Here is an 11973-nt window from a genome sequence, read left to right on the forward strand (position 1 = left end):
AGGATTCGCAGGGCGAGAGCCTCGGACCCAAGGACGCCGTCGCCAACGCCGCGTCGGACATCGGCGGCTTCATCCGGTCGCAGCGGATGTCGGCACAGGTGTCGCTGCGCCAGCTCGCCGAACGGGCCGGCGTCTCCAACCCGTACCTGTCCCAGATCGAACGCGGCCTGCGTAAGCCGTCCGCCGACGTCCTCGCCCAGATCGCCAAAGGCCTCCGGGTCTCGGCCGAAGTGCTCTACGTCCGCGCCGGAATCCTCGAAGAACGGCCGGCCAGCCCGGTCCGTGACGCCCTCCTCGTCGACGACTCGATCAACGAGCGGCAGAAGCAGATGCTGCTGGAGATCTACGACTCGTTCCGCAACGAGAACGCCGGAACGGCGGCACCGGCGGGCGCCGGAGATAGGCTGGAATCGTGACACTAGGCCACTTCGTCGTCGGATTCACCAGCTACCTCACTCTGGCGATCTACCTCATCACCGCCCTCGCCGGCCTCGTCTCGCTGGTGCACGTCATCTTCACCCGCCCCGACGCCTTCACCGCCATCGACACCAAGAGCAAAGGCTTCTGGATCGCGGTCCTCGCGATCTCGACCCTGGTGGCGGCGTTCTCCGGTGAAGTAGCCATGATCTTCGGGCCCCTCGCCTTCATGATCTTCATCGCCGCCATGGTCGGGATCATCGTCTACCTGGTCGAGATCCGGCCGCGCACCGATGAGATCCAAGGCAAGTCGTGGTTCCGGAAAGCCGCATGACCGAGTACCGGATCAACGAACTCTCCGACGTCTCCGGAGTCAGCGTCCGCAACATCCGCGTCTACCAGGACCGCGGACTGCTGCCGCCACCCGAAGTCCGGGGCCGCACCGGCTGGTACTCCGAAGAACACCTCGTCCGGCTCAACCTGATCACCCGGCTCCTCGAACGCGGCTACACGTTCGCCACCATCAGCGAACTCCTCACCGCCGCCCACCACGGCATGAAGGTGGAGCACGTGCTGCGCGACAAGCCGAAACCCGGCCGCCTGCGCAACCTCAAACGCGCCGCCACCATCACCGTCACCGAACTGCGCAAATCGCTGAACGCCGACGACCGCGCCATCAAACTCAGCCAGAAACTCGGACTCCTGACGAAAGACGGGGCCCACTTCGCGGTGCGCAACCCCGAGCTGCTGGAAGGCGCCGAAGCACTCGTCAAGAACGGCATCGAGGTCGACGATCTGCTCGACCGCTGGGTCAACGTCGAACAAGACCTGGCCGACGTCGCCCACAACTTCATCTCGATGATCACCGACAAGTACCTCGACGAGAACCTGCCGAACCTGTCCGAAGGACAGGTCGCCAAGCTCGCCGAACTGATCCAGACCGTGCGGCCCATGGCCCACGAAATCGTCGAGTCGACCTTCGCCAAGGCGCTCGACACCGAGATCTCCCGCGCGATCGCGCAGGCGAACAAGCTCTACGACGAGGGGGCCGGCGATGGCGGCGTCTGATCTGGTCCGTACAGCCCTGCGGTCACGAGCCGTCCAGGGCGCATTGGCGTTCGGTGCCGGAGCCACCGGCCTCGTCGCGGCAGACCTCACGGTCCTCGCCGGCGGCATCGTGCGGGCCGCGGCCGCCTTCCCGCCACCCATCGACGACGGCCCCGACCCGGCCCTCGACAACCCCGCACACCTCACCCGATCCTCGGTGGTCGCCACCGACGACGGGACCCTCCTGCACGTCGAATCGTCGCTGAACATCGACGACCACCCCGGCGACGACGTCCTCGTCCTCATACACGGCTGGACGTGCAGCACCCGATTCTGGAACCCGCAGTTCAACCGGTTCGCCGCCGACCGCCCGATGATCGCCTACGACCAGCGCGGCCACGGGCTGTCGGAGATGGGCCGCACCAAAGTGACCCCGGCGACCCTCGGGCAAGACCTGCAGCGCGTGCTCTCCGAGACGGTGCCCGAAGGCAAGCGGGCCATCCTCGTCGGCCACAGCATGGGCGGCATGTCGATCATGTCGTGGGCCCAGCAGTTCGGCGGACGGATGGCCGAACGGGTCTCGCAGGTGGTGCTCGTGTCGACGACGCCGCGCAAAGTGGTGCAAGAACAACTGCTCACCCCGACCAGCCTCGCCGGCGTCGCCGACCCGGTGAAACCCATCATGGGCCGCATCTTCCTGGGAACCCCGGTCCCCCTGCCCAGCAACAAGTTCTCCTCGCGCATGACGCACTACCTGGCGCTCGCGCCGAAAGCCCGTGCCGCGCACGTCGACTTCTGCGACGAGATGATCGCCCGCTGCTCGCCGCGCTCACGCGCCGCCTGGGGCTCGGCGATGTACGGCATGAACCTGGTCGGCGGACTGGAAGCACTGTCGGTGCCGACGACGGTGCTCGTGGGCACCGACGACCTGCTCACCCCGCCGCTGCACTCGGATTTCATGGCCGGAGTCCTCGACCGCAACGGCGTGCTGCGCGACTACATCACCTACCCGGACACCGGGCACATGCTGCCCATCGAGCGCCACGAAGACCTCAACGCGGTGATCGCCGGAGTCCTCGCGTAGTCGACGGGCAGACCAACTCGGGTCGACGACTTGACTCGAAGCGGAGCGCGGCACCGCCGACCGGCGCAGACTCGGAGGTACCGCGACCGAAACCGGTCGCGGACCACCGAAACAAGGAGTGTCCATGTCCGTCGCACGTGTCACCGAAGTCATCTCATCGAGCGCCACCAGCTTCGACGACGCCATCCAGACCGCGATCGACCGCGCCAACAAGACCCTCAAGAACGTGCAAGGTGCGTGGATCGAGAGCCAGAAAGTCGACATCGAGAACGGTGCGATCACCGCGTACCGCGTCGCCCTGAAGATCACCTTCATCCTCGACGACTGATACTCACCACGTCCGCTCCTTGAGCCGGGCTGCTCCGCTCGTTGAGCTTGTCGAAGCGAGGCCCACTCGCTCGTTGAGCTTGTCGAAGCGAGACTCACTCGCTCGTTGAGCTTGTCGAAGCGAGGCTCCTTTCGACAGGCTCAAGGAGCGTATGACGTTCAGTCGGGGAGCGCGCACCCGACGAACACCGGCTCCGGGTGCAGGCTGACGCCGAACGCGTCGCGCACACCGTCGCGCACCTGCGCCGCCAGCGCGACCAGGTCGGCCGTGGTGGCCGAACCGCGATTGGTGAGTGCCAGCGTGTGTTTGGTCGACAGGCGTGCCGGGGCGTCGTCGCCGGGGTAACCCTTGGTGAAACCGGCGCGCTCGATCAGCCAGCCCGCCGACAGCTTCACTCCGGCATCGCCGGGGAACTGGGGGATCGTGGCATTCCGGGCCCACCTTCGCGGTGATCTTCGAGAGGATCGCCGGCAGCTCGGCCTCCGGGACGATCGGATTGGTGAAGAACGATCCGGCGCTCCACGTGTCATGGTCGTCGGCGTCGAGCACCATGCCTTTGCCGCGCCGCAGCCCGAGAACGGTGTCGCGGACCGTCGACGGCTCGGCGGTCGCACCCTCGTCCACGCCCAGGGTGCGCGCCAGCTCGCGGTACCGGATCGGGGCGGAGACGCCCGGGGTCAGGCGGAACGAGACGGCCAGCACCACATGGGTGTCGGTGCCCTTCAACCGACTCGTCCGGTAGGCCAGCTGCAGCCAGTCCGGGCTCACCCATTCGACTGATCCCGTGGCACGATCCATCACCCGGACGCGACGAAGCACATCGGCCACCTCGACGCCGTAGGCGCCCACGTTCTGCACCACCGTCGTGCCCGCGGCACCCGGAATCCCGGACAGGCATTCCAGACCGCCCAAGCCCTCGGCGACCGTGGCCGCCACCAGCGCATCCCAATCGGTCCCGGCCTCGCAGGTCACGTAGCGCTCGCCGTCGTCGTCCGTGCCGAACTCGATGCCCGGGGGTCTCGATGATCACCGCGGTGCCGTCGAAGCCGTCGTCGCCGATCACCAGGTTCGATCCGCCGCCGATCAGCAGCACCGGTTCGCCGGCGTGATCGAGGCGCGCGATCGTGGTGATCAAGGCGGCGGTGTTGGTGGCGCGGACCACCTCGCGGGCGGGACCGCCGAGGCGAAGGGTGGTGTATTCGGCCAGGAGAGGGCCGGTCGGTTGCGCATCACTCACACCGATAACGGTAGCCTGACACCCATGGCGAGCAACTTCGACTACTCGGTCAGCTACCCCTTCTCCACCGCGCAGATGTGGGACCTCATCTCCAGTGAGGACTACTGGAAGGCGCTGATCGCGCGCACCAACGACGACCTCGGCAGCGTCGAGGAGTTCTCGCACGACGGCGACACCGTCAAGGTGACCACCAAGCAGGGCATCTCGGCGTCCGATCTGCCGTCGGCGATCACCGCCGTGCGCCCGGGCGACCTGGAGATCCCGCGCAGCATCGAGTTCACCAACGCCGGCGACACCATCATCGGCGCCATGGAGGCCTCGGTCAGCGGTGCGCCCGCCAAGATCCACGGCGACATCATCATCACCGGCGACCCGGCCACCGCCACCTACACCGGCACCACCGAAGTCAGCATCCCGCTGGTCGGCGGCCGCATCGAGAAAGCCGTCATCGAGCAGGTCCAGCATCTTCTGGACGCCGAGCGCGACGCGACCGTCGAGATCCAGCAGTCCTGACGCTCTCTTAGCAGCTCATGGCACGACGACTCTCCTACTCGGCGCGCTACCACTTCTCCCCGGAGAAGCTGTACCGCGCGCAGTCGGAGCGCGGGTACTGGGATGATCTGACCGCCGGCTTCCGGATGCTGACCCCGATCTGCGAGGTCGACGAGTTCACGTCCGGGCCGGACGGCATGCGGGTGGTCCTCAAGGAGGGCATCCCGAAGGAGATGCTGCCGCCGCTGGCGCAGACCGTCGTCGGCAAAGACATGATCATCACGCGGGTCGAGACCTTCGGGGCTTTCGACCCGTCCACCACCGAAGGCACCTACACCGCGTCGATTCCGGCCGGCCCCGGCTCGTTGAAGGGCCGTCAGCTGCTCACGCGGTCGGACACCGGCTGCACGGTCCGCAAGACCACCGAGGTGAAGGTGTACGTGCCGTTCATCAACGGCAAGCTCGAACAGATGATGCTGGTGAATCTGGTCGATCTGTTCCGTGCGGAGGCCGAGTTCACGCGCGATTGGGTGGAGAAGAACCTCGACTGACAAACCTGATCGGCGCCGGGAACGCAGTGAGCGGGCCGCACCGCCCACCGGCCGGATCACCCGGGGCACGACGAACATCAATCGTCTGCGGCGGGTGGATCGGTGGATCTGTCACGACCGGCGGATCGTCGACGCCCTCCGCGCCGTGACGGCTCCGATGGCCGTCGACCTGGGGTACGGCGCCCGCCCGGACACCGCGATCGAACTCGCCACCCGGTTGCGCGAGGTGGTCCCGGACATCGCGATGGTCGGACTGGAGATCGATCCGGACCGCATCGTGCCTGCCCGCGACGGGGTGCGGTTCGCGCTGGGCGGCTTCGAACTGGCCGGGCTGAAACCCCGCCTGGTGCGTGCCTTCAACGTGCTGCGCCAGTACGACGAGGACGAGGTGCCCGGAGCCTGGGCGCGCATACGTGAGGCACTCGACCCGGACGGATTCATCGTCGAGGGGACATGTGACGAGATCGGGCGGCGCGCCTGCTGGATTCTGCTCGACGCCACCGGCCCGCAGGAACTGACGCTGTCGTGGGCGCCGGCGCACACCGACCGGCCCTCCGATCTCGCCCCACGGCTGCCGAAGGCACTCATCCACCGCAACGTGCCGGGTGAACCGATCCACGACCTGCTCGCCGCCGCCGACCGTGCCTGGGACGTCTGCGCCGGCCATGAACCCTTCGGTCCCCGCATCCGATGGCGTCACGCCCTCGACCTCCTCGCCGAGCAGGGTGTCCCGGTCCAGGCCGACCGTCGTGGGCGTTCCGTCGACAACGTGCTGACCGTCCCGTGGTCGTACGTCGCGCCCCGGTAGGTCGGAACGATCCCACGCCACGGCCCGTACGATCGAACGCATGAAGGTGGCGATCGCGCAGGTGAACTCGGGGGAGGACCCCGACGAGAACCTTGCGCTGGTGAAAGCCGAAGTGCAGCGCGCCGCCGCCGACGGCGCCGACCTGGTCGTGTTCCCGGAGGCCACGATGTGCCGGTTCGGGGTGCCGCTCGGACCCGTCGCCCAACCCCTCGACGGACCGTGGGCCACCGGTGTGAAAGCCGCCGCCGACGAGACCGGGGTGGCCGTGATCGCCGGCATGTTCACCCCGGCCGGGGACGGCCGCGTCCACAACACGCTCGTGATCGCGGTGCCCGGACAGCCCGTCCGCGGCTACGACAAGATCCACCTGTACGACGCGTTCGGATTCACCGAATCGTCGACGGTCGCGCCGGGTGCCGAACCTGTCGTCGTGGACGTCGCCGGACGCCGGGTCGGGGTCGCGACCTGTTACGACATCCGGTTCCCGGAACTGTTCACCGAACTCGCCCGGCGGGGCGCCGAGGTCATCGTCGTGCCGGCCTCCTGGGGTGCCGGCCCGGGCAAGCTCGAGCAGTGGCGACTCTTGACCAGTGCGCGCGCACTCGACAGCGGCAGCTACGTGGTGGCCGTCGACCAGGCGCTGCCCGGCGATCCGGCGGTCGCCGAATCGCCGGCACCCACCGGCACGGGTCATAGCCGAATCTCAGATCCTTTCGGTAGCGTTGTCGCCGATTACGGCCCCGGGCGCCAGTCCGGGGTACACGAGCTGGACCTGGCCGTCGTGGAGCGTGCACGCGCTGCGACCGCCGTCCTGGACAACCGGCGCGACATTCCGGCCCAGGACCCGACCGACTAGAGGCAGATGAGCGACAACACCGCAGACCGCCCGGACGAGGGCGGCCACGACGAGTCGACCGACCGGATCGACCCGGCCGAGCATCCGACCGCCCAGGTCCCGGCCGATCCCACGGTCGAGGTCCCGCAGTTCCCCGGCACCCCGGCGGCACCCGCCGCGCAGGTGACGCCGCCCACCCGCCCGCACACCCGCGAGTTCACGCCGGACGATCGGCACGCCATCGAGAACACCGGCTTCGGGCAGATCCCGCCGGCCGCAGGCCCGGCGACCGGATCCGTCCCGCCGTCGACCGCCGCGCAGCCGGCCGTCGCCACCGTGAAGAAGTCCAAGCCGGCCGGCAGCGGACATCTCGGCCGCACCATCGCGCTCGTCTCGGCGGCGGTCCTGCTGCTGGTCCTGATCGGCGGTGTCGGCACCGAGCTGTACCTGCGTCACCGCGTGACCAACTGCCTGCAGAAGTCGTTCGGGAATCTGACCGGCGTCTCCACCGATGTGTCCATGCCCAAGCGCCTCATGCTGCAGTCGTGGATGTCCGGCGACGTGCCGTGGGTGCAGGTCGACACCGACGACTCCGGCAAGAGCGGCGAGATGCGGCTGCACACCCGTGCCGAGGACGTCGCCACCGACGGCAAGCGCGTCGGCCACCTGAGCGGCAACGCCTTCATCCCGTACGACAGGGTCAGCACCCTCGCCGACGATGCGGCCGCCGGCGCCGACGGCGACAACGGCGCCCCCAAGATCGACAAGATCACCGGCAACGCGGCCGACGGCACCCTCACCATCGACTCGAACTACACGGTCCTGATCGTCGACGTTCCCGCGACGGTGGTCGTCAAGCCGGTCGCCAAGGACGGCAAGGTCACCTTCCAGGTGCAGAAAGCCAGCGCGGTCGGGATCGGCCTGCCCAACGACTTCGCCCAGGGCGTCGTCGATCAGGTGTCCCAAGGCTTCCTGGGCCCGCTGTTCGAGGAGATCAAGGTGCAGAACCTGAAGGTCACCGACACCGGCGTCCAGCTCGACTTCGACGGCACCGACGTCAACCTGCAGGCCGCGTCACAGGTGACCGGCGGCGTGACCGCCTGCAAATAGTCAGGTCAGGCGAAGACGACGGTCTTGCGGCCGTAGACCAGCACCCGGTCCTCCAGGTGCCAGCGCACACCGCGCGAGAGCACCAGGGTCTCGATGTCGCGGCCCTGCCGCACCATGTCGGCCGGGTTGTATTCGTGATTGATGCGGCTGACGTCCTGCTCGATGATCGGCCCGGCATCCAGATCTGCGGTCACGTAGTGGCAGGTGGCGCCGATCAGCTTCACACCGCGATCGAAGGCCTGGTGATACGGCCGGGCGCCGACGAAGCTGGGCAGAAAGCTGTGGTGGATGTTGATCGCCCTGCCCGCCCACGCCTCGCACACGTCGGGCGGCAGAATCTGCATGAAGCGGGCCAGCACGACGGCGTCGGGGTCGTAGCCGTCGACGATCCGGCGGACCAGCCCGAACGCATCGGCTTTCGCGGCGGCGTCGCCGGTGGGGAAGGGCACGTGGTGGAACGGGATCCCGAAGCGTTCGGTCAGGTCCCGCAGATCCGGGTGGTTGCCGACGACGGCGCGGATCCGCCCCGGGAACTCGCCGCGTTCGGCCCGGCCGAGCAGATCGATCAGACAGTGGCTGTCACGGCTGACGAGGATGACCACCGACTTGTCCTCACCGGTGTCGGTGAGACGCCAACGGGTCTCCGGGCCCAGCTCGGCCGCCACCTTCGCGAAGCGGGAGCGGACCTCGTCGACGGGCAGGTCGACGGAGTCGGCGCGCACCGCCTGCCGGGTGAAGAACCAGCCCGACGACTCATCCGAGTGGTAGGCGGCCTCGGTGATCCAGCCGCCGATCTCGGTGATGAATCCGGAGATCGCGGCGACGATGCCCGTGCGATCCGGGCACCCGAGGGTGAGGATCAGGCTGCGGGGGTCGTCGGTGGTGGTGTCGGCGCTGCTCACCCTGACCAGTGTGCCAAGCTCGATGTCGTGACTGAAACCAACCTGCGCCGCGCCGACGTCGCGGCCATCGTCGACCACACTCTCCTCAAGCCGGAGGCGACCCGAGCCGACGTCGAGGCCACCGTCGCCGAGGCGGCCCGGCTGGGTGTGTACGCGGTCTGTCTGTCGCCGTCGATGCTGCCCATCGACACCGGAGAGCAGAAGACGTGCGTAGTGGCCGGTTTCCCGTCGGGCAAACACCACTCGCTGGTGAAGGCCGCCGAGGCGCGTCTGGCCGTCGACTCCGGCGCCGACGAGGTCGACATGGTGATCGACATCGGTGCCGCCGTCGACAAGCGCTACGACGAGGTGTTCGCCGACATCGTCACCGTCCGGGAAGGCTGCGGTGACGCCCTGCTGAAGGTGATCGTGGAATCGGCGGTCCTGCTCGACGCGATCGGCCCGGACGGTTTGACCGAGGTCTGCAAGCGTGCGGTGCTGGCCGGCGCGGACTTCGTCAAGACCTCCACCGGTTTCCATCCGGCCGGCGGCGCGAGCGTCGAAGCGATCCGCGTCATGCGGGACGCGGTCGGCACCGACGCCGGGGTCAAGGCCAGCGGCGGCATCCGCACCTCCGACTTCGCCGCCGAAATCATCGCCGCCGGGGCCTCCCGGCTCGGCCTCTCCGGCTCCGCCGCCGTCCTCGACGGCTTCCCGGAATAGGGCCCTTCACCCGGCCGTGTCGTCTGACACGTCTTCCCGGATTCGTTGGATCGCACAGATCGCCTATGACAGGGTGTAGCGGAACCATGACCGGCACGACCGGTCGACTATTCGGAGGGAAATCCATGTCGAAGATCAAGGCCGCGCTGTTCGCGCTGCTGGGTGTGGCGCTGCTGGTGCTGGCGCCGTTCGCGACGAACGCCGGCGAAGCCGACGCCGCGCCCAAGGCCAAGATCGGTGGTGGCAGCGGCATCATCATCGACCGCAAGTACGCCTGCACCATGACCACCGTCGGCCACGACCGCAGCGGCTCGCTGATCGGTCTGACCGCCGCGCACTGCGGCAAGGTCGGCTCGACCATCCGCTCCGAGCGCAACCCCAAGGCCGGCATCATCGGCCGCTTCGTGCTGCGCAGCAAGAGCGGCGACTTCGCCGTCGTCCGTCTCGACCCGTCCCGCGTCCAGCCGGTCCGCCAGGTCGGTCAGGCCCGCATCGTCGGTGTCGGCCGCTACCCGCGCACCGGCAACGTCTGCAAGATGGGCCGCACCACCGGTTACACCTGCGGCCCGGTCCTCGAGGTCTCCGGCGCCCGCTCGGCCAACTACGTCTGCGCCAACCATGGTGACTCGGGCGGTCCGGTGATCCGCGGCAACCGGGTGGTCGCCATGCTCAACGGTGCGACCGACGTCGCCGGCGTGGTCCTGCCCTGCTACAGCCCGGGCATCCCGGTGTTCACGCCGATGGTCGCGACCAAGATGTCCGACATCGTCGCGTCGCTGACCCGCTACGGTCACGCCGGAGCAGGCTTCCGCCCGATCTGATCGGCCACGCACCTCGACGCGACGCCGCTTCCTGCGCCTCACGGCGAAGGGAGCGGCGCTTCGTTGTCGTCACAGGGTCTCGGCGGTCACTCTGGGCAGGTCGCCGAAGCGCGCTGCGACGCTGCCCCCGACGTGGGGTGTGGGCGAACGCTATTCATAGTCGCGGAGGTGGCCGAGAACCATCTTGAGCTTGGTGCGGCCACGATTGCAGCGACTCTTCACCGTGCCCGGCGCGATACCGAGAAGATCCGCGGCCTCCTGCACCGAACGGCCCTGCACGTCGACGTAGATGATCGCGTCGCGCTGCGCGGACGGCAGTACGTCGAGCGCCTTGCCGATCGACAACTCCAGATCGACGTGGTCGGTGAAGTCCTGCGCCGTGCGATCGATCAACGGTGCGGTGTTGTCGTGCTCCGGCAGCGGAGCCGCGTCATGGCATTTGCGGCGGCGCCGCCGATCCAGACAGGCGTTCACGACGATCCGATGCATCCAGCACTGCACCGTCGCGTCCGCCCGGAAGGCTCTCGCCATCCGCACGATGTTCAGCAACGCATCCTGCAGGCCGTCAGCGGCATCGTCGGGATCCCCGCTCGTCCGCAACGCCACCGACCACAGGTACCGCTGATGCCGGTCGATCAGTTCACCGAACGCCGATCCGTCCCCCGCAGCGCCGGCCGTCAACAGATCCGAGTCGCTGGTCATCTCTGAAATCCCCCGATTCATGGGGAGAAGATTAGGCACGCCTAAAACGGACGAACAGGTGTTTTCGGAGGATGTGGATGAACGTCGGAATTGTGCAGAGAAACGTTGACTGGCCCGCCGCCGATCACGCAGATGCACACTGCGGTGTGCACCGTTGTGACACGGTGAAACCCCAGATTAGCGCTATCTGGTGCGAATGTTGCGGCGGGCGTCCACCTGGTCGCGCGGCTTCACGACGATCCGGTCCAGGTTCACGTGCGCCGGCCGGGAAGCGGCGAACGAGATGATGTCGGCGATGTCCTCGGCGACCAACGGGGTCAGACCCTCGTACACCTTGTCGGCGCGCTCGGCGTCGCCGTCGAAACGCACCAACGAGAACTCGGTCTCGACCATGCCCGGGCACACCTCGGTGAGGCGGACCGGTTCGCCCACCAGCTCGCCGCGCAGGGTGCGGTGCAGCACGCTCTGCGCATGCTTGGCCGAGGTGTATCCGGCACCGCCGTCGTACACGTCCAGGGCGGCGATCGACGTGACCGTCACGATCAGACCGTCACCGGACGCGATCAGCGCCGGCAGCAGAGCCTTCGTCATCCGCAGCGTGCCGACGACGTTCGTCTCCCACATCCAGCGCCAGTCGTCCAGGTCCGCTTCGGACACCGGTGCCAGCCCTTTGGCGCCGCCCGCATTGTTGACCAGCACGTCGACGCGGTCCACGGTCGCGGCGAACCGCTCCACGGACGCCGGATCGGTCACGTCCAGGTACATGGCGCGACCGCCGATCTCCGTCGCGAGGTCGTCGATGCGATCGGTGCGGCGCGCGCCGATCACCACCTGATAGCCGTCCGCGGCGAGGGCCCGGGCCGTCGCGGCCCCGATCCCCGAACTCGCGCCGGTCACCACTGCGACTTTGCCGGAATCCTGGGTCGTCATGACACCA

The 11973-nt window shown here is 68.1% G+C and carries 15 protein-coding genes and 1 pseudogene; 12 read left to right on the top strand and 4 right to left on the bottom strand.

Going from position 1 to position 11973, the window contains the following annotated elements; all coding sequences use genetic code 11:
* Positions 1–59: 59 nt before the first annotated feature.
* The 5 genes from QM774_RS12650 to QM774_RS12670 all read left to right on the top strand — a co-directional run bounded on the left by QM774_RS12650 (position 60) and on the right by QM774_RS12670 (position 2876).
* Positions 60–416, top strand: coding sequence for a helix-turn-helix domain-containing protein (locus QM774_RS12650; protein ID WP_414976660.1), 357 nt, complete (start codon positions 60–62; stop codon positions 414–416).
* Positions 413–751 carry a DUF2516 family protein gene (locus tag QM774_RS12655; RefSeq protein ID WP_414976211.1) on the top strand — a complete coding sequence of 113 codons (339 nt, stop codon included), beginning with the start codon at positions 413–415 and terminating at the stop codon, positions 749–751. The genes QM774_RS12650 and QM774_RS12655 overlap by 4 nt, the downstream gene beginning before the upstream one ends.
* On the top strand, positions 748–1485 hold the full coding sequence (locus QM774_RS12660; RefSeq protein WP_414976212.1) for a MerR family transcriptional regulator: 738 nt from the start codon (positions 748–750) through the stop codon (positions 1483–1485). The genes QM774_RS12655 and QM774_RS12660 overlap by 4 nt, the downstream gene beginning before the upstream one ends.
* On the top strand, positions 1472–2548 hold the full coding sequence (locus QM774_RS12665; protein ID WP_414976213.1) for an alpha/beta fold hydrolase: 1077 nt from the start codon (positions 1472–1474) through the stop codon (positions 2546–2548). Before QM774_RS12660 ends, QM774_RS12665 begins: the two co-directional genes overlap by 14 nt.
* Positions 2549–2672: 124 nt before the next feature.
* A complete protein-coding gene (locus tag QM774_RS12670; RefSeq protein WP_414976214.1) occupies positions 2673–2876 on the top strand; it encodes a dodecin family protein in 204 nt (67 codons plus the stop codon).
* A gap of 158 nt (positions 2877–3034) precedes the next feature.
* Here QM774_RS12670 and QM774_RS12675 read toward each other — a convergent pair.
* Positions 3035–4119, bottom strand: a pseudogene (locus tag QM774_RS12675) (UDP-N-acetylmuramate dehydrogenase).
* A gap of 18 nt (positions 4120–4137) precedes the next feature.
* Here QM774_RS12675 and QM774_RS12680 point away from each other — a divergent pair.
* The 5 genes from QM774_RS12680 to QM774_RS12700 all read left to right on the top strand — a co-directional run bounded on the left by QM774_RS12680 (position 4138) and on the right by QM774_RS12700 (position 7909).
* Positions 4138–4626, top strand: coding sequence for a DUF2505 domain-containing protein (locus QM774_RS12680; RefSeq protein ID WP_414976215.1), 489 nt, complete (start codon positions 4138–4140; stop codon positions 4624–4626).
* Between the two features lie 17 nt (positions 4627–4643).
* Positions 4644–5156: a DUF2505 domain-containing protein gene (locus QM774_RS12685; RefSeq protein WP_414976216.1), complete on the top strand. Its 513-nt coding sequence runs from the start codon at positions 4644–4646 to the stop codon at positions 5154–5156.
* A gap of 94 nt (positions 5157–5250) precedes the next feature.
* Positions 5251–5964, top strand: a complete 714-nt coding sequence (locus QM774_RS12690) for a class I SAM-dependent methyltransferase (RefSeq protein WP_414976217.1) — start codon at positions 5251–5253, stop codon at positions 5962–5964.
* Positions 5965–6004: 40 nt separating this feature from the next.
* A complete protein-coding gene (locus QM774_RS12695; RefSeq protein WP_414976218.1) occupies positions 6005–6820 on the top strand; it encodes a carbon-nitrogen hydrolase family protein in 816 nt (271 codons plus the stop codon).
* Between the two features lie 6 nt (positions 6821–6826).
* The gene (locus QM774_RS12700) at positions 6827–7909 is read left to right on the top strand and encodes an LmeA family phospholipid-binding protein (RefSeq protein WP_414976219.1); all 1083 of its coding nucleotides are present in this window, start codon (positions 6827–6829) and stop codon (positions 7907–7909) included.
* Positions 7910–7914: 5 nt separating this feature from the next.
* Here the strand turns inward: QM774_RS12700 and purU are convergent, their stop codons facing one another.
* Positions 7915–8811 (bottom strand): formyltetrahydrofolate deformylase, encoded by an 897-nt coding sequence (purU, locus tag QM774_RS12705; RefSeq protein WP_414976220.1) that lies wholly within the window; start codon positions 8809–8811, stop codon positions 7915–7917.
* Between the two features lie 27 nt (positions 8812–8838).
* Here purU and deoC point away from each other — a divergent pair, with 27 nt between their 5' ends.
* Complete coding sequence (deoC, locus tag QM774_RS12710; protein WP_414976221.1) at positions 8839–9513, top strand: deoxyribose-phosphate aldolase; 675 nt, start codon at positions 8839–8841, stop codon at positions 9511–9513.
* Between the two features lie 125 nt (positions 9514–9638).
* Entirely contained in the window at positions 9639–10334 is a 696-nt protein-coding gene (locus QM774_RS12715) for a S1 family peptidase (protein WP_414976222.1), read from the top strand.
* Between the two features lie 150 nt (positions 10335–10484).
* On the opposite strand, the gene sigM is transcribed toward QM774_RS12715, so the two are convergent.
* Together sigM and QM774_RS12725 are read right to left on the bottom strand one after the other, a co-directional pair.
* Positions 10485–11036 carry an RNA polymerase sigma factor SigM gene (gene sigM, locus QM774_RS12720; RefSeq protein WP_414976223.1) on the bottom strand — a complete coding sequence of 184 codons (552 nt, stop codon included), beginning with the start codon at positions 11034–11036 and terminating at the stop codon, positions 10485–10487.
* A gap of 183 nt (positions 11037–11219) precedes the next feature.
* Entirely contained in the window at positions 11220–11966 is a 747-nt protein-coding gene (locus QM774_RS12725) for an SDR family oxidoreductase (RefSeq protein ID WP_414976224.1), read from the bottom strand.
* Positions 11967–11973 lie beyond the last annotated feature (7 nt).

It is taken from the genome of Gordonia sp. (in: high G+C Gram-positive bacteria), assembly GCF_047600565.1.
Lineage (GTDB): Bacteria > Actinomycetota > Actinomycetes > Mycobacteriales > Mycobacteriaceae > Gordonia.